Origin of the sequence: Panacibacter microcysteis, assembly GCF_015831355.1 — a bacterium.
In the GTDB taxonomy this organism is placed as follows: domain Bacteria; phylum Bacteroidota; class Bacteroidia; order Chitinophagales; family Chitinophagaceae; genus Panacibacter; species Panacibacter microcysteis.
Genome location: NZ_JADWYR010000001.1, coordinates 2,605,104 through 2,623,288, shown reverse-complemented (window position 1 = coordinate 2,623,288; position 18,185 = coordinate 2,605,104). Strand labels below are relative to the sequence as shown.

At 42.8% G+C, this 18,185-nt stretch carries 16 protein-coding genes; 7 read left to right on the top strand and 9 right to left on the bottom strand.

Features of this window, described 5'->3' with window-relative positions; all coding sequences use genetic code 11:
* The first annotated feature begins 2 nt into the window (after window positions 1-2).
* From I5907_RS10715 to I5907_RS10700, 4 genes are all read left to right on the top strand, one after another.
* Window positions 3-1,445: an O-antigen ligase family protein gene (locus I5907_RS10715; RefSeq protein WP_196990708.1), complete on the top strand. Its 1,443-nt coding sequence runs from the start codon at window positions 3-5 to the stop codon at window positions 1,443-1,445.
* Window positions 1,446-1,637: 192 nt separating this feature from the next.
* Window positions 1,638-2,813, top strand: coding sequence for a glycosyltransferase family 2 protein (locus I5907_RS10710; protein ID WP_196990707.1), 1,176 nt, complete (start codon window positions 1,638-1,640; stop codon window positions 2,811-2,813).
* A gap of 88 nt (window positions 2,814-2,901) precedes the next feature.
* Window positions 2,902-4,110 (top strand): glycosyltransferase, encoded by a 1,209-nt coding sequence (locus tag I5907_RS10705; RefSeq protein ID WP_196990706.1) that lies wholly within the window; start codon window positions 2,902-2,904, stop codon window positions 4,108-4,110.
* Window positions 4,103-5,152 carry an acyltransferase family protein gene (locus I5907_RS10700; RefSeq protein WP_196990705.1) on the top strand — a complete coding sequence of 350 codons (1,050 nt, stop codon included), beginning with the start codon at window positions 4,103-4,105 and terminating at the stop codon, window positions 5,150-5,152. Before I5907_RS10705 ends, I5907_RS10700 begins: the two co-directional genes overlap by 8 nt.
* Window positions 5,153-5,154: 2 nt before the next feature.
* On the opposite strand, the gene I5907_RS10695 is transcribed toward I5907_RS10700, so the two are convergent.
* The 6 genes from I5907_RS10695 to I5907_RS10670 form a co-directional block, all read right to left on the bottom strand.
* Window positions 5,155-5,700, bottom strand: a complete 546-nt coding sequence (locus tag I5907_RS10695; protein WP_196990704.1) for a GNAT family N-acetyltransferase — start codon at window positions 5,698-5,700, stop codon at window positions 5,155-5,157.
* Window positions 5,701-5,919: 219 nt separating this feature from the next.
* Complete coding sequence (locus I5907_RS10690) at window positions 5,920-7,971, bottom strand: LruC domain-containing protein (protein WP_196990703.1); 2,052 nt, start codon at window positions 7,969-7,971, stop codon at window positions 5,920-5,922.
* Window positions 7,972-8,067: 96 nt separating this feature from the next.
* Window positions 8,068-9,195 carry a glycosyltransferase family 4 protein gene (locus I5907_RS10685; protein ID WP_196990702.1) on the bottom strand — a complete coding sequence of 376 codons (1,128 nt, stop codon included), beginning with the start codon at window positions 9,193-9,195 and terminating at the stop codon, window positions 8,068-8,070.
* A 139-nt stretch (window positions 9,196-9,334) separates the two neighbouring features.
* Complete coding sequence (locus tag I5907_RS10680; RefSeq protein WP_196990701.1) at window positions 9,335-10,252, bottom strand: glycosyltransferase family 2 protein; 918 nt, start codon at window positions 10,250-10,252, stop codon at window positions 9,335-9,337.
* A 134-nt stretch (window positions 10,253-10,386) separates the two neighbouring features.
* A complete protein-coding gene (locus I5907_RS10675; RefSeq protein ID WP_196990700.1) occupies window positions 10,387-11,013 on the bottom strand; it encodes an acyltransferase in 627 nt (208 codons plus the stop codon).
* A gap of 3 nt (window positions 11,014-11,016) precedes the next feature.
* Window positions 11,017-11,868, bottom strand: a complete 852-nt coding sequence (locus I5907_RS10670; RefSeq protein ID WP_196990699.1) for a glycosyltransferase family 2 protein — start codon at window positions 11,866-11,868, stop codon at window positions 11,017-11,019.
* 171 nt (window positions 11,869-12,039) lie between these two features.
* Between I5907_RS10670 and I5907_RS10665 the strand changes: the two genes are divergently transcribed.
* The 3 genes from I5907_RS10665 to I5907_RS10655 all read left to right on the top strand — a co-directional run bounded on the left by I5907_RS10665 (window position 12,040) and on the right by I5907_RS10655 (window position 15,419).
* The gene (locus I5907_RS10665) at window positions 12,040-13,209 is read left to right on the top strand and encodes a glycosyltransferase family 2 protein (RefSeq protein ID WP_196990698.1); all 1,170 of its coding nucleotides are present in this window, start codon (window positions 12,040-12,042) and stop codon (window positions 13,207-13,209) included.
* 380 nt (window positions 13,210-13,589) lie between these two features.
* Window positions 13,590-14,693 (top strand): PfkB family carbohydrate kinase, encoded by a 1,104-nt coding sequence (locus I5907_RS10660; RefSeq protein ID WP_196990697.1) that lies wholly within the window; start codon window positions 13,590-13,592, stop codon window positions 14,691-14,693.
* Between the two features lie 3 nt (window positions 14,694-14,696).
* Window positions 14,697-15,419 (top strand): 6-phosphogluconolactonase, encoded by a 723-nt coding sequence (locus tag I5907_RS10655; protein ID WP_196990696.1) that lies wholly within the window; start codon window positions 14,697-14,699, stop codon window positions 15,417-15,419.
* A gap of 12 nt (window positions 15,420-15,431) precedes the next feature.
* Here the strand turns inward: I5907_RS10655 and I5907_RS10650 are convergent, their stop codons facing one another.
* The 3 genes from I5907_RS10650 to I5907_RS10640 form a co-directional block, all read right to left on the bottom strand.
* Entirely contained in the window at window positions 15,432-15,710 is a 279-nt protein-coding gene (locus I5907_RS10650; protein WP_196990695.1) for a hypothetical protein, read from the bottom strand.
* An 89-nt stretch (window positions 15,711-15,799) separates the two neighbouring features.
* Complete coding sequence (locus I5907_RS10645) at window positions 15,800-17,194, bottom strand: radical SAM protein (protein WP_196990694.1); 1,395 nt, start codon at window positions 17,192-17,194, stop codon at window positions 15,800-15,802.
* A 163-nt stretch (window positions 17,195-17,357) separates the two neighbouring features.
* Window positions 17,358-18,137: a prolipoprotein diacylglyceryl transferase gene (locus tag I5907_RS10640; RefSeq protein ID WP_196990693.1), complete on the bottom strand. Its 780-nt coding sequence runs from the start codon at window positions 18,135-18,137 to the stop codon at window positions 17,358-17,360.
* Window positions 18,138-18,185 lie beyond the last annotated feature (48 nt).

Sequence of the window (18,185 nt, the reverse complement as noted above, 5' to 3'; positions counted from 1 at the left end):
AAATGCAGGAAAATCTTTTCTATACAAGCGTTAACAAAGACTACAAAAAGTGGTTACTGCCGGCATTACTGCTTGCGGTTTTCTTTGGCTGGCTTATAGCAGGAAAAGGAATGACCATTAGCCTGATGCTTGTTGCCATACCTTTTGCTGCAGGCTTTCTCACCATCGTTTTTTATTATCCACGCTTCGGTTACATCTTTCTTATCGCTTATTGTTTTTTGGTACCGGGCCTCGGCAGGCACATAGAGGGGCCGCAATTTGGTTTGGGGCAGGATGGGTTGCTGTTACTTACATGGCTTGGTGTAATTTTTCACAGAAGCGGCAAATTTCGTTACAGGCATTTGAATAATGATCTTGTATGGTTAAGTGTAGTGTGGTTCATTATTACAGTACTCGAAATAGGCAACCCCGAAAGACCCAGCATTCTCGGCTGGTTTTATGAAATGCGTTCTGCAACGCTTTACTGGGTGTTGTCTGTACCGCTGGGATTTCTTGTATTCAATAAGAAAAAAGATCTGGACCTTTTTATCTATATCATCATCATATTGTCTGTCATCGGCTCGTTCTGGGGAATGAAACAATTATATATCGGGCTCGATGCATCAGAAAACCGGTGGATGGAATCTGGCGCAAAAAAGACACATTTACTATTTGGTAAACTACGTGTATTTTCTTATTACACAGAAGCCGCACAGTTTGGTGCATCACAGGCAATGCTGGCCGTTATATGCGGCATACTGGCATTTGGCCCTCATACAAAAGCAAAGCGCATATTCTTTGCCATTGCGGCATTGCTTACCTTTTATGGTATGCTAATTTCAGGTACACGTGGCGCCATGTTCGCATTGGTGGGTGGTGGTTTTGTATTTCTTGTTTTGAGCAAACAGATTAAAATACTTCTTATTGGTACGCTGTTCGGTCTTGGGTTTCTTGGCATTTTAAAATATACCACCATCGGTAATACCAACGCGCAGATTGTAAGACTAAGAACATCACTCGATCCCAATGATCCATCTTTAATGACGCGCCTGAACAACCAGAAAGTATTGCAAAGTTATCTTGCGGATAAACCTTTTGGCACCGGTGTGGGAACACTTGGTATGTGGGGTGTAAAATACAACCCCGGGAAGTTTATCTCTACTATTCCGCCAGATAGTTTGTATGTAAAAATATGGGCCATGTATGGCATTGTTGGCTTTATCATCTGGTTTGGCATTATGCTGTATATATTGGGTAAATCGGCTGGTATTATATGGAACACAAGGGATAAAGCGTTACGTAATAAACTAAGTGCATTATGTGCCGGTAGCGCAGGTATATTGCTTTGCAGCTACGGCAACGAGGTAATGAACCAGATGCCATCATCAATAATTGTGTATACAACATGGGTATTAATATGGCTTAGCCCGCGGTGGGATGAGAAGCCCCTTGCTGGTGCAAAGTAGTAATTGTGTGGAGCCCGGCTGTATTACTACTATTGGGCATCGTTGCGTCGCACTCTTGTACAGTTGTACATGTAGCAGCACGGTGCAACCTTGCTCACTTAAAAATATACAGCACAAGAGTGCGACGCAACAGGAGCTGATGTGTATTCCACTGCCTGTTACATCATAAAACTTTTTAAAAAATAACGTGTAATGTTATCAGCAACAGGATCAATTATTGAATATGCCATATTGGTGTACCTGTTTATACAAATTGGCTACCTGTTTATTTTTTCTATTGCAGGAAGTATTGCAACCAGAAAAAAAGTAGTAACAACAGGTAAGCTTAACAGTATACGGGTCTTTATTCCAGGTTACAAAGAAGACAGTGTGATTATAGCGACTGCAAAGGCGGCAATTGCACATGACTATCCGAAAGACTTGTATGAAGTAGTGGTGATTGCAGATTCATTTGCGCCTTCTACAATTGCTGCGCTAACTGCATTGCCGCTAAAACTGGTAGAAGTAAGTTTTGATAAAAGCACCAAAGGCAAAGCGCTCACCAAAGCACTGGAAGCCTGCGCCGATGATCCGAAGGACCTGATAGTAATTCTGGATGCCGATAACATCATGGCTCCGGGCTTTTTGCATGCAGTAAACGATGCATATAATGCAGGCTACAACGCTATACAAGGCCACAGAACAGCAAAGAACATGCAGACTGCTTTTGCTTTTCTTGATGCCTGCACAGAAGAGATCAATAACCACATTTTCAGAAGAGGGCATGTAGCGCTTGGGTTATCATCTGCATTGATCGGTAGTGGGATGGCTTTTAAATACAGCTTGTTTACATCATTGCTGGAAAACATTGGCGAGACTGCAGGTGAGGATAAGGAAATAGAATTCAGGCTTGCGCACAGGAGAGAAAAAGTTGCCTTCCTCGATGGTCATTATGTATATGATGAAAAGGTTGCCAACACAGCCGTGTTTGCCAGGCAGCGCAGCCGCTGGCTTGGTGCACAGGTGGAGTTTTTTGAAAAATACTTTGTTGAAGGCTGGAAGCAATTGTTCAAAGGCAATAGAGGATTTTTTGATAAGGTAACGCAGACTTTCCTGCTGCCACGTGTAATGCTTGTAGCATTAACATGTCTGTGGCTGCTGTTTGTATTATTCTTTGCAAAACCATTGCTTTATGTATCTGCGGTGCTATTTGCGGCATTGACAATAGCATTACTGTGCGGCATACCTGCAAAGTGGTACAATAAAGAACTGGTGAATGCGCTGCTGCAGATACCAGGCGCAGTGCTTTCTATGATAAAGGCAATGTTGAACATTGGCAAAGCACGCAAACAATTTATTCATACACCGCATGGTGAAATAAAACACTAAACAATGCCGTGGAATATTATTGCAATACCCGCCATTATAGCACTTATATGGGGATTTAAACAAGGTTTAAAAACAAAAAAACGAAGCGATGTTTTTAAAAGAAGTTGAACCATACATTGTAATTGCCCAACAGGAATGGAAACTAAACCTGGGCAGTAATGCACGCAACCTTGCTGTTGAATTCAGCAAAACGAGGCCTGTTATGTATGTTAACCCGGCTATTGACATTAAGACGTCACTGTTATCGGTAAATACTGCAGCAGGCAGAAAGCGGCTACACATTGCATTGGGTTTGTACCCGAACACAATACAGGTGGCCGATAACCTTTGGGTGCATACACCTTCGTCTGTGAATATTTCCATCAACTGGCTGAAGCAGGTTACACTATATAACATGCTGAACAAAAGCAATGCAAAAAGATTTTTCAAAAGTCTTAAAAAGGCAATAGATGAACTGGGATGGCAAACCAATAAATGCGTAGTATTCAACGATAGCCAGATGTTTACCGGATTATATACAAAAGAATATTTACAGCCGTTGCTTAACTTTTACTACATACGGGACAACCTGATCGAGCATCCTTATTTTAAATTTCATGGCAGCAGGATTGAACCAAAAACAATACAACATGCAGATTCCGTTTTCGCCAACTCTTCTTACCTGGCGGAATATGCACGAAAACACCATAGCCTTAGCATTGATATAGGCCAGGGTTGTGAGCTGGAGATATACGATGCAAAGAAACATTACACTTTACCTGATCAATATAAGAGCATACCACATCCAAGGATTGGCTACATTGGTTTTCTTACCGGCGAAAGACTGGATATTGCTTTACTCGAAGAGCTGGCAATGAAAAAGCCGGAATGGCACTTCGTGTTCATAGGTCCCGAAGAGATCATGTTTCAGCAAAGCAGGTTACATGCCATGAAAAATGTTCATTTTCTTGGCGCTAAAAAACCCGAAGATCTGCCCGCTTACATGCAACACCTGGATGTATGCCTGAATCCGCAACTTATTAATCCTTTAACAGTAGGCAATTACCCAAGAAAAATAGATGAATATCTTGCGATGGGTAAACCGACCGTTGCTACAGATACACCAGCCATGCAAATGTTTTTGCCGCATGTGCACCTTGCGAAAGGTGTAAGCGGGTATATATCAGCAATAGAAGCAGCACTGAATGAGCAATCTGCTGCAGGCGCTTCTGAAGCAATCAGCTTTGCGAAGGCGCATACCTGGCAGGCCTGTGTGGAGAAGATTTACCAGACACAAAAACAACTCTTACATGTATAAATACATTAAGCAATTGTATGCGGTACAAGGCAGCGGCATTGGTAAAGTATACCCTGGCTTAAATGCTGCAAAGGGCACATTGATATTACTGGTGATCTTCACGCACTCTTTACCGGATGGAATGTTGTTGTACTTCAATTACTTTTTTCACATGCCGGTATTCCTGGCTGTAAGCGGTTACCTGCTTAAGGCATCTGCTTTTAAATATGGTTTGCGCAGTTACCTGAAAAGGCTGACGCAGCGCTTATTTATACCATGGCTTATTGCATCTTTGTTATACCTGCCTTTTAGTTTACGCGGCAGGTCCTTATATGAACTGACCCCAACAGATTTGCTTTACCCTTTCTTTCATCTATGGTATGTACCAGCATATTTTATGGGCGCAATGCTATGTTATGTTGTAACGAGGTTTAAAATACCCGTAAAGCCTTTAGTATTTTTAACCGGTTGTATTACGATTTGCTGGTACATCTTTTACAGGGATAACCAGTTGCCCGTTTCTGAACAACCATTGTATTGGTTTGGAGAAAAAAGACTTTATGCCTACCTGTTTTTCTTTCTTACAGGTTTTAGTTTGAGAAATGAGCTGGTAAAGTTTTTCCCGCACCCGCTTTTTTTGCTTGCCACCATTGTTATTGCTTTCACTTCGATCGTTGTATTTGTTTACAGCCATGTACCAGACTTAGCAACTGTAATACCTTACATGATATTCAATAGCAGCCTCGTATTGTTCCTGCTGATCTATGCGGCGCCACAAAACTGGTTTCAAAACAAGCTGATATTGCTTACCAATAAACAATCGCTTGGTATTTACTTATACCACCCAATGATCATTTTTATTATCTACAGAATAATTGGTGACCCTGAGAAAAAACACGCAACCAACCTGCAGGGTTTTGGTGTAGGACTTTTAACGCTTGCTACAATTCTTACTTTAGTTTGGCTGATACAAAAATGGAGCTTCACCAACAGGTATTTACTGGGCATTGTAAAGGAAACAAAAGAGCCGGTATTAAAAGTGGTGAATATTGCCACAACATAACGTTAGCGTTTGTACAATCTTACATATGCTTCTTTTGTTAACTGCCACAGATTTACTTCCTGCTCAGCATTTAAAAAGCCAGGTATAGTACGGTATTGCTTTACGAAATCAAAGCCTGCTTTGGGTAATGTTTTATTGGGAGCAGGATTTAAAGCATACGGCTCGCAGTATAATGTATCGAGCTGATAATTTTTAAAGTAATAAGGCAAAGACATTTGTATAAAACGCACACCACTACCTTTTGCCCTTGTGGAAACATTCCACAGATGCAGGTGCATATACGCTTCTTTCCCAAATTGTATTTTGTTGATGTTGGAATGACCAACAGGCACACCATCTATAAGCCAGATGATGCAGTACGCTTTCTTTTGCTTGTAAGGCTGGTTTAACTGGTCATACAACATTTTCTTCCATTCTGCTGCGGAGGGCATTTTATATACATCTACTCCCATAGCATTCAGATGCGAAGCTGAAGCTGTAAGCCAGTAGTTCGTTATTAATGGCACATCGTTATGCGTAATTTCTCTTACAGACAATACATTGCTCATGTGCAGTATTCATGTAGCTATAAAAACAGCGGATGATCTTTTTAATGACCTTCTTTTTACCACGTGTAACCAATTGTAACGTGACGGTACCCGCAAGTGCTGCATAAAGATATGCCGTACAAGAGTGCGACGCAAGGAACGATGCCATAACAAACCGGTGTTGGGTACACACAAAAAAAGCCGCTCATTAAAAGCGGCTTCCTGAGTTGTTATAAGTGGTTAGTGTTTATAGATAAGATCGTTCTTCCTGTTGCCTGATACATTTTTGTACCAATCTACATTTTGCATGCCGCCGGTTTCTGCCCACTTAAGAAAGTAGTTGTAAACTTTGGAAATGTTGTTACCTTCTGAAGGATATTCGAAATCTTCTACAAAACTTAGTGCCCATGGCCAGTTGTTTGCCGTGAGATAATATTTTGCTTTGGCAGCAGATGTACGGTCTTCTCCTGTACCAAACAATTTTGCATCTGCAAGATCTGTTGGAAGTTTACCGGGCAAATGCACTTCGTAACCTCTTTGCTGGCTAAGAATAATGAAAGGGTTAAAAGGCCCGCTGCCAAGCTCGGCCGCAGTAAGCGCGCTTGCAAGCGTAACAACAACATGTGCTGTATCGCTCTTGGCATACGGCCCGCCAATGGTAGTGTTTACATAAAGATCTGAAACCATTGATTTGGGATCATCAAAAGGAACGATCACTGCATTCTTCTGCCCTGCTTCTGTACCATTTACATTTTGCTTAATGTAACCCGCTTTGAGTACCTGCCCTGTAACAGATTTTACTTTATCCTGTGTAAATGGGAACTGCACAGCGAAACCATTTTTCTTTGTTGCGCCAAGGCCTTTGATGGTATAGTCGGCATTTATCTGTACGGTTTTGTTCAGTGCATTATTGATAAACGTGTACTGGTAATTAACCACGAGGTCGTTAAGATCATAATCTCCTGTAGAAGGCCACAGATCTTCAAATGCAAGTGTGCCCCAAACATCTTTGGAAGGGAAATACTGGATGTATGCTTTGGTAGCATCATTTGGAAATTTATCATACACATCTGTAACGCCGTCGCCATCTGAATCGATCGGCTTATCGATGGGATTTACTTTATCTACAGAAATACCATCTACAGGATTGGATGTTGCATAAAAAATAAGATCGTTAAAATCATTATCAGAACTGCCATTGTCGCGCTGAAGATCTTCGAAGCCCTGTAAAAACAGTTTGTTTTTATCATCGTACAACAACACCGTATGCCTTTTGTAGCCTGCTTTTTCATTGTTGAGCAAATCATCGCCAAAAAACTTGGTGGCATCTGTGTTTACTTTTCTTGTACTGCTGTTCCATGCATTTTGCAGCAACACAAACCCAATAGATGTACCCGCATCGAATCTGCCGATTTTGATTTTATCGCCCGAACGCATAGCACCACCCGAACCGGAAAGCGATGCATTGGGTATAGCGATCTTAATTGCATCGATATCACTTAAAGATTTTGGCGGATTGGCCGTTTTGTACGTGTAATAGCCGAGTGAATTGTAATACCCTGCACCTTCGTGCACAAACGTAACCCAAACATCTGAAAGCTTTTCGATGCTGAGGTTGGTTGCAGCGCTTTCAGTTAAGAAATCCGGGTGGTAGGTAGGAACAGGTTTTTGCTCAGGTAAAGATGCATTGATGAAGGACAATAGTTCAGCAGAAATAGCAGCTGATGCTTCGCGGTTATCCGGCCTGCCATTGTTGTCATAGCCGCCGAGGTAGCTATAGGTGATACCACTTTCTTTACCGGTAACTGAATGATCGTATGACAAAGTACTTGCTACAAGCTGATCGCCGATGTTGGTTTCATTCGCTTTGATGTCTCCGCTGTAACCTTCGCTGCCACCAATCGTGCATGAGATACTGTTTCCATTGATGATACCGAGTGCATTTCTTAATAAGCCAATGTACGATGGATCGATCAATACAGTATCCATATAAGCAGGTACCACGATCTTTGCTGCAATGTTTCCATTGGCATCGCTCAACGCGGTAAACAGCGCACTCTTCACATTTGTTGTACTGTAAAAGTTTACCAGTACTCCGCTTAGTGGCTTATCATCATTTGTTTTAAGTGCAACGTTTACACTTACTTCTTTTGATGTTGTAAAGTTGAAGCCGTCGGGAGCAATGGGGTTTGTTTCAACAGGGTCGACAGGCTCCTGCGGAGCATTATCAGTCTTCTTGCAGGATGCCATAAGTGCCACACAAGCCATGGCGCACAGTAATTGTCTTTTCATATAAAGGATTTATTATTACGAAATTAGAAGCGTAAAGCCACAGCGACTGTAGTAGCAACCACTACAAGCGCTTAAATTCCCATAAAGATGTAACGCTTATGAGAGTGTGTGGTATACATCGACCACTTCTTTTGCTGTTTTGCTCCAGGAAAAAGAAGCTGCTCTTTGTATACCGTATGCAACAGTATTTTTTCTTAATGTATCATTATTCAGCAACTGTAGTATGGTTTCTGCTATCTGTTCTGCTTTCAGCGGGTCTACCAGCAATGCATCTTTACCGGCTACTTCGGGCATGGCAGAAGTATTGCTGGTTATAACCGGCGTGCCACATGCCATCGCCTCAAGAATAGGTATACCAAAGCTTTCGCGCAATGACGGATAGAGGAATATTTCTGCAAGCCGGTACAGATCGGGCAATTCATTATTGGGAATATATCCCGTAAGCATAATATGATCTACCAGGTGTTCATTGTGCTGTTGCTTCAGGATATTCAGCAATCCATCGCGGCCAAAATCGGGCATTACCAGTTTAAAATCGAGTTTGCCCTTACTATGAATGATGCCCAGCGCCCTTATTACATTCGGCAAATTTTTCTTGGGGTCGGTATTACCGAGGAATAAAATAAACCTGTCGGGCAACTTCATTTTCTCCTTAAACGCTTTCAGCTTTACGCTATCGCGCTCAGGCGTAAAGTGCGTGCCGCAAGCATTATAAATTGTTCGCACTCTTTCGGGCTTTATATGCAGCCCGTCTATAATACGTTCTCTTTCATAGTCGCTTACAGTAATGATCATTTCAGCACGGTCGGCAATCTTCGGCACATTCCATCTCCTGTACAGGTTACCAAACCGCTGGTACCAGCTTCCTTCGCGTATCATCCATTTTTCCAGGTAAATAATATCATGTATTGTTACCACCAGTGGTACTTTTACTGTAACAGGTGCGGTATTGCTGGTACAATGCAGGAGCTTCACCTTATCTTTTTTTACAGATGCAGGCAGCACTTTCTGCTCCCACACCGGGTACGATGCAGGCCCCGCCATTTGCAGGTTGATGTTATGGCCGTTGGTTAAAGTTTTGGTATCACTGTCTGGTTGCGCATATACAAAAAATTCATCAGCCGATTGCAGGTGTTGCAACTGTTTCAACACTTCAAGAATCACAATATCCATCCCGTGTTTTTTAGGACGAAAAATTCTTTGTGCCTCTATTCCTATACGCATACTGTTCGTTTTATTTTTATTATGAGACGGGCTGTATACCGCTGTGCAGCTTTGGTTGTGTCACTCACTTGTACTGCAGCGCTGTATGCAGCTGCAGCGTGCTGCTTTCCGGCATGCCGCCAAAAGCCCTGCTATTACATTATTGATCATGCACGTCTTTTGTACCATGAGAGAAGTTCCATACAAACCCTTTCCAGAAGACATTCATATGGTCCCATTCTCTTTTGCTTACAAACTGCAACATATTTTTTGGTACAGCAACCGCATAGTAATACAGGTACATCAACAACTTCTTTAAGCCAGATGTGTTCCTGCGCAGGTACAATAACCTGTTGCGGCTATAGTAGTACGTTTTAAGTACAGAGCCTTTGCCGGTACTGATGGATTCTTTATGCCACACCACGCTTGCCGGTTCGTACCAGATCGTATAACCGGCTCTTTTAAATCTTTCGCAGTAATCCATTTCTTCGTAATAGAGAAAGAAAAGCTCGGCCATCATTCCAACTTTTTTAAATGCCCGTCGGGAGAACATCATGGCTGCACCGTGTGCCCTCGATGTTTCTTTTGCGGTATTGTATTGTCCTTTGTCCTGCTCAAGATAACCGATGGTAAAGCCCCTGCCTGTAACCGGGTTAATAGGCGAGAACCCTGCAAATTGTATAACATCCGGCTGATCAAAATATAATAGTTTGGGGCACACCACGCCAATGCGTTCATCCTGTTGCATACGCGTAACAAGTGGTGCTAAAAAATCCGGCGCTACTTCTGTATCGTTGTTTAATAACAACAGGTAATCGCCTTCTGCCACTTCAATGCCTTTATTATTGCCACCGGCAAAACCAAGATTGGCACCTGTTTCAACATATTTTATCCAGCTAAATTCTTGTGCTAAAATATTGCAGGGGGTTCGGGAGCCATTGTCTACAACAATTACTTCCCAATTGGGCCAGGTTAGTTTTTCGAGCGAGTGTAATAATGCCCTTGTTACTTCAGTTCCGTTGAAGTTAACTGTAATGATGGACACTTTAGGATATTGCTGATTCATTCGTCTGGTCAAAAAAAAATTTATTACAACACTAAGAGATCATTGCTTTGCTTCGGTCTTCGCAGTTGCTGCTCAAAGATTCAACAGTACAAGTGAGTGACACAACAGGAGCCCAATGCCTGTACTGCAGCCGGTTTCATCATCCTTTACTTTTTGCTGCTAACGGCTTCCCAGTCTTTCAACTGGTGGTTGTAACGCCTGATTACTCTTGCAGGGTTGCCAACAGCTACGCTGTATGCAGGTATATCTTTTGTAACAACCGCGCCGGCTGCAATTACACTGTGCTTACCGATGGTAACGCCGGCAGTAATGACTGCATTTGCACCTATCCAACATTCATCTTCAATAGTAATGAGTGCCGTTGAAACCGGCTGCTGGTGAATAGGTATACTAACATCTTTATAACCATGATTGAGACCGCTGATAACGATATTCTGTGCAAGAATAACATCGTTGCCAATATTTACCGGGCCAATTACCACATTGCCGATACCGATGCGTGTGTTGCTTCCTATATGCACGGGGCCCACGCCATTGTTCACTGTTGCAAAATCTTCAATTGTGCTGTAATGCCCGATACTGAAGGGATTAAAAGGCAACACATCCATGCGTGTACGCCTGCAGATGGTAACGCCTTTACCCTTTTTGTGGTACACGGGGTTTACAAAAAACTTTACCCATGTGCGTGGCCTTGCCTGGTGTTTGGGTATAAGCAGCCAATGCACAAAGTTCTTTAAGCGGTCGTTGGATTTGATGGTGTGTACAATTGACATGGCTTAAATTTTTAGCAGGTGCTTTTTTACACGCAGGGTTAATGCTTTTCTTAAACCACCATCAATTTCTATACGGCGGTCGCTCGTCCACACTTTTGCTGCTTCATTATATACAGCGGCTATCTTTCCACCGGCTTCCTGTAAGCGGAGCGCCATCATACCGTCTTCGCAGGCATTGCTATCGCCGCCGGCCACACCGCGAAAAGTTCGTTGCACCGCAATATCGTAACCGTTAACATCAATACCTTTCTGGCGTATAAAGCCACTGTTGTAGCCCAACACGTTTAAAAATGGCTGTTCTTTTTCTTTCTTCTTTATAACATAACTGCTCAGCATTTCGTAACAGCCATATTGCCACCGTGGTGTATGTATACCCGGTAAAAAGGAATAACTTCCATGCACACAGTACACGTTACTATCGCCAAGCATAGGGTTTACCATGCTGGTGATCCACCCCGGCGGATAAAGCGTGTCACTATCTCCGGTAAGAATATATTTACCTTTTGCATAATGTAACCCTGCTGTTCTTGCATGGCCTACACCCTGCTTTGTTTCGAGTAAAGTTTTTATACCAAGTTTCTGCAGCAATGCGGCTGTGCCATCAGTTGAATTATTGTCGACAACAATGAGCTCAACGGGCAGTTGTGTAGAAGTGTTTGCCAGCGAAATGAGTGTATGCAGTATACCTTCTTCTTCGTTCCACGCGGGAATAACCACACTCACTAATGGATTGGAAATATTAAACCGTTGAAGCTTTTGCTGTAGTTCGCTTACAAAGGCGGGATCATTATTTTGTAAACGTAACGGCTTTTCTAATATTTCTTTAACCCAAACCGGTAAAGAAAAATGGATCATTGGATTTATGTCTTTATAAATATAACGCCGTAGTTTCCATAATATTACCTGCAACAAAAACTCTATAAAAAATTATTTGTTTTTTTACGGCAGCACGCAAAATTATTTCGGCACACACAGCGTTATACAAACACGCAGCACATCACTGCACAACCAGCTAATTCAATATCCATGATATTCTTCTTTTGGGCATCACTGCTAATTGTTTTCTATACATTTATTGGTTATGGTATTTTATTATTCGTGCTGGTAAAACTGCGCCGCCTGGTTATTGGCCGCAGGAGAAATAATGCTGACATCAACGATCTGCCCACCTGCACACTCATCATTGCATCGTATAACGAGGCAGACATATTAAGAGAAAAAATATCCAACACACTTGCACTTAGTTATCCTGAAAAAAAATTATCCGTGGTATTTGTTACAGATGGCTCGTCTGATCATTCGCCCCAGATCATTAATGAATACAGTACAATAAAGCTGCTGCACTCGCCGGAACGTAAAGGCAAGATACACGCCATGCACCGCGCCATGCAGCAGGTAACAACAGACATTACCATTTTTACGGATGCCAATACATTTTTAAACAAAGATGCGCTCATCAATATTGCACGCCATTATGCAGACAGCTCTGTTGGTGCAGTTGCCGGGGAGAAGCGTGTACAGATCAATGAAAGTGCAGATGCTACGGCGGCGGAAGGGTTTTACTGGAAATATGAATCTGCGCTGAAGAAGTGGGATGCCGAGTTGTATTCTGTTGTAGGTGCAGCCGGCGAACTGTTTAGCATACGAACAGACCTGTATATTCCTGTAGCGCCGGATACAGTGCTGGATGATTTTATGATATCGCTGCGCATTGCAGAAAAAGGTTACCGCATTGTGTACGAGCCGGAAGCTTATGCGCTGGAAACACCATCGGCCAATATAAAAGAAGAACTGAAAAGAAAGATACGCATTGCAGCGGGCGGCATACAGTCTGTGTTGCGGCTCAAAAGTTTACTCAACCCGTTTGAAAATTTTGTGTTGTCGTTTCAATACATCAGCCACCGCGTATTGAGGTGGACCATTACACCATTCCTTTTGATACTTGCGTTTATACTAAATATCATTATCGTTTTTGAAACCAAAGCCCTTTTTTATGAACTACTTTTAGCTGGACAATTCTCCTTTTACCTGCTGGCCTTTTCAGGCTGGTTGCTTGAGCAGAGAAGTATCCGCATAAAGGTTTTGTTCATTCCTTATTATTTCTGCGTAATGAACTACGCAGTACTTGCCGGGATCTGGCGCTACATTTTCTCCGAACAAAAAGTTACGTGGGAAAAAGCAAAGCGGAAGTCGTAGACTTTTGCACCAGGTTTCGGCAAGCCAATAAGGAAGCACATTACAGGCGCTGCATACAATCTGTTTTTTATGAAACAGGCAGTTGTTTTTTATGGCACCGCCTGTTGTGTCACTCCCTTCAGCGTTCTGTTGTTATGGCATCTGTGGCGTTCTGTTTCTACAAGCTTGTTGCAGTTACATTGCTTCACTTTTTATTTTCCATATAACCATGTGCAATAATACAAGGCGTGTTGTGCACCGTGCGCTGCCTGCTGAATAATGCCTGGAAAGTACAAGTGAGTGACACAACAGGCGCTTAATAGCAGCGCTGCAGCCGGCAACAAAAAAATTCATTGTATTTATAAGACTACGTTTATATTTAGCATCTGGTATAAAGCTGTATGAAAGATAGTATTGCTGCACTCATTCATCAACTGCAAAACAAAGAAACTATACTGCCACAGAAAAAAGTGGCTGCAGGTTTCGATGGTTTTATAGATGCTATTGTGCGCATCATAAAAACAAAAGACGACGCGCAACAACCATCGTTTTTTTCATCTACAGGAGAATTGGGAAACTACATAACAGCCAAAGCTGGCAGCAGCTTTGGTTTGGAGCTGGAACCGCTACAGGAAAAGATCGGGGGTAATATGCCGATAACTGCAAAGGCGCTATACAATGTTGGCGTTCAGGTAAATTGTATCGGCGCGCTTGGCTATCCATCAATACACCCACTGTTTAAAGAGCTGGTGGATAATTGCCGCTGCTACAGCCTGGCAGAACCAGGCACAGCAACGGCGCTGGAATTTGATGATGGAAAAATCATCCTGTCTCAAATGAAACAACTCAATCACCTGCAATGGAAGGCGATAAAAGAGATCATTGGCATTGAAACACTCATCAGCATTTATGAAACAAGCGATGTTTATGCACTGCTTAACTGGAGTGAATTAGCGGCAGCTACAGGTATCTGGAAGGGCTTGCTGGAAGATGTATTACCGCATTGTACAGGAGAAGGGAAGACTGCATTCTTTGATCTTTGCGATTGTTCCACACGCGCTGATAATGATGTATATGAAATGCTTTCCTTGCTGCAACAGTTTTCAAAATACTGCAACGTGGTGCTGAGCCTGAATAAAAATGAGAGCCGGCGCATTTATGAAGTGCTATACCACGAACCGTGGAATGGTTATATTGAAGATATAGGTACACCTATACAGGCAAAGCTTCAAATAACTACACTTATACTGCATACAGCCGCATTTTCCATTGGCTATACTACGGCCAGTGCTTATAAGGCCACTACTTTTTTTATAGAACAGCCGGCATTGTTAACGGGTGCAGGCGATAACTTTAATGCCGGCTTTATGGCAGCAACTTTATACGGGCTTTCGTTAGCAGAGTGCCTTGTGTTTGCCAACGCAACAGCCTCGTTGTATATGCAAAAAGGCTTTAGTGCAACGCTGCAGGAAATAACCGCATTTTTAACTGATCAAATAAACTGATCTATGGAAATATTGATTGATAAAGATTATGAAGCGATGTCGTTACGTGCCGCCAATGCAGTAGCAGAATGTATAAAACGTCAACCCGATGCCGTTATTTGTCTTGCATCAGGCGATACACCTAAACGCATGTGTACCTTGCTGGCAGAAAAAATACAATCAACCGGTATCGACATCTCTCAATGCAGTTTTATAGGGCTGGATGAATGGGTGGGTATACCGCCGGAAAACGCAGGAAGCTGCAGTAATTTCTTCCATACTTACCTGTTTAACCCACTACAATTACCTGCTTCGCAATACTACCTCTTCGATGCAATGGCCGGCGACCTGCAACAGCAATGCGACCTGATGAATGCACATATTGCAGCAAAAGGCGGCATAGACCTGATGATGGTAGGTGTGGGTATGAATGGCCATATTGGATTTAATGAACCAGGTGTTTCAATAGACAATCACGCACACGTAATAGTACTGGATGAACTTACGCAGACAGTAGGACAAAAATATTTTAACGGGCCTGTAACCATTGATAAAGGCATAACCTTAGGCTTACAAAATCTGCTTGAAGCCAGGCAGGTAATCATGATTGCCAACGGGGCAAAAAAAGCACCCGTTATTAAACGTGCAGTGCATGATGAAATAAGTACTTCTTTTCCTGCAACGATCATGCGTATGCATACCAACAGCATACTGATGTTGGACGAAGCAGCGGCCGCAACCATCTAATGATACACCTGTTTACCCCAAAACGCCTCCGCCACCACACGATATACCACTGAGGACAAGCAGGATGGCCGCGTTGATCAAAAAAACACTGCGCCATACACGATTACCGGATAACAGGAACAGGATGCCGGCCAGTAAATTCAGTATGCCCAGTATAAGGCAGATGATACCAAAGCTTATAGCGAAATCTGCCGCATTGGAGAAGTTTGCACCATTGGCAAACATGATGATAACAGTGATCACGATTGCAATGGCAATATTGATCAGCAGAAATTTGGAAGATAGTCCCATATAGGTAGTTTGTGGTTTATATTATAAGGTACAAAAGGGCAAAACCAATCAGCAAAGCCGTACCTGCATGTATCACCCTACCAATTCTATTACGCATTTTGCTGCTGGTATTTTTTTACAATATGCTCCTTATCATCGCGGTAAAACATATTCATTGTTTCAAAAGGAATAATGCGGTTGTCTTTGCTTACAATGTGCACACAGCTTCGTTTAATGGCACGTACATCAAAATCCCATGCATCTATAAAGCGCATAATGACGATCCGGAATAAATTATTGTACGTAAGGCCCGGTGCATGTACCTGTGGCAGGCAACAAAGTAATTCTTTAAAATTGTCTTCTACCCTGTCAACAGAAATACCGGTGCTGAAAATTTTGATCATGTGCGCATGCAATTGTTCATCCTGTTCATACACGATGGTGTTGCGGCTGTTATTCAGCAGGTGAGCGGGGTCTATGTAACGTGTCATCGGGAAAACCTGGCCGGCCAGTTTTAGCGCATAACCCATCACCAGTGCATCGGGGTTACAAGGCACAGGAATGAGATCGTTTGGCTGGAACACATTGGTTTGTTCCAGGATTTTCTGCCGTACATCCGTTAACGTAATACGATCGGTTGCCGGGTTAAAATCCTGCAACCTTCCTGCTACCTGCGTAGGCTGAAAAGTTACGCCACGCACACACGGTTGCTGAACCGCGTAATCTATGATATGGCCTATTTCATCATCATTTAGGCCTTTCTGCAAGGTAACCACCAGCGTGGTTGATACATTGTAAGCATTGAGGTTTTCCAGCGCTTTCTTTCGTACCGTTGTAAGATCTTCCCCGCGCAGCGTTTTCAGTACTTCGGGCCTGAAAGAATCAAACTGCAGGTAAATTTCAAAATCGGGCATATAGGAAGCGAGCTTTTCAACAAATACTTTGTCTTTTGCTATGCGTATGCCATTCGTATTGACCATCAGGTGCCTGATGGGTTTTGTCCTGGCAATATCAAGTATCTCAAAAAACTGCGGATGCACAGTGGGCTCTCCCCCACTGATCTGTACTACATCAGGCGTGCCTTCATTTGCAACGATTACATCCAGCATACGCTCTACTTCTTCCAAAGTTCTGTGTCTTCCATAATGCGGAGAACTCATGGCATAGCAGGTGGGGCAGGTAAGATTACAGCGGTCTGTAATTTCCAGCACGGTTAAGCAACTATGCTGTTCATGATCGGCACACAAACCACAATCGTACGGGCAGCCATAATGCGTTTGCGTATTGAATTTTAAAGGCATCTCACTGGGCTTGTTGTAATTCCGGATATTCTTATAGTATTCCCGGTCGGTAGCAATCAGCACTTTGTGAAAGCCATGATCCGGGCAGCTTTTGAGCATAAAGACATTGTTGTCTTCAAATACAATCTTTGCATCTATCCTTCTAAAACATTCAGGGCATAGGCTGACAGTAAAATCGTAGTAGGTATATGGCCGTTCGGGCATGGTATAAAGTATATAATGGTGTAATGAACAATCCTCTTACTGAAATCAATCATCATCACTACTTCACAAAATCCTGCAACGGGCTGTGTAAGTTTTCCTTCTTCGCAAAATGTATACTTAAGCATATCGCCGTCTGCGGTTCTTACAACACAATACGTGATGCTTATCGGATAGCCTGCTGCACCATTTGCCGTTTTTGCACGATAAGGCTTGCAGGCTGTACCATATAACGGTAATAATAGAGCAGGCCCAGCAGGGCCGTAACCTGTATAGTTGATAAACCAAAGCCGAATGTGTAATGCGGTTTTACAAAATCGAGCATAAACCTGAACAGGCAGTAGGCTATCATAAATAACTTGAAACGGGCTCCATTCTGCAATGCATACCTCACTTCCAGTTGCAATAAAGTAAACCATAATAAAACCAGGAACAACACCTCGTATAAAGCAACAGGGTGACGGTAGAACGCATCGCCCAGTTTTATGCCCCATGGCAAAGTGGTGGGCAATCCATACGTTTCTTCATACACACCCATACTGAAACAGCCAATGCGGCCAATGATTAATGCAAGGATGATGGGATAGGTAAAAAGGTCGCCGGAAGCAGTACGTTCCCCGATAATCTTTTTTACAAGTTCTACGCTGAGCAGGCCACCTAAAAACCCACCCAATACGGTTTTCTGCTGGTAGAAATAAACAAAAACATTGTCAGCGGCAATCATTTTCACCGGGTCTTCCAGCCCGCCAACCAGGCGGCTCCCGATAAAGGCGCCGAAGATGGCAGCAATAAGTATAGACACCCGATTAGGCTGCCCGATAATATCTCCCTGCTTCTTACGCAGGTAAAGAAAATAACGAAAGCCAATAAAGAAGCCAAGGAACTCGGTTATGTTATGCAGTAAGATCTTTGCGGGGCCTATAGCTATGTCAACTGGAAAGTGCAAGCTGCTTTATTTACAGTTAAGTTAGTTGTTTATTGTGATGTATTATTT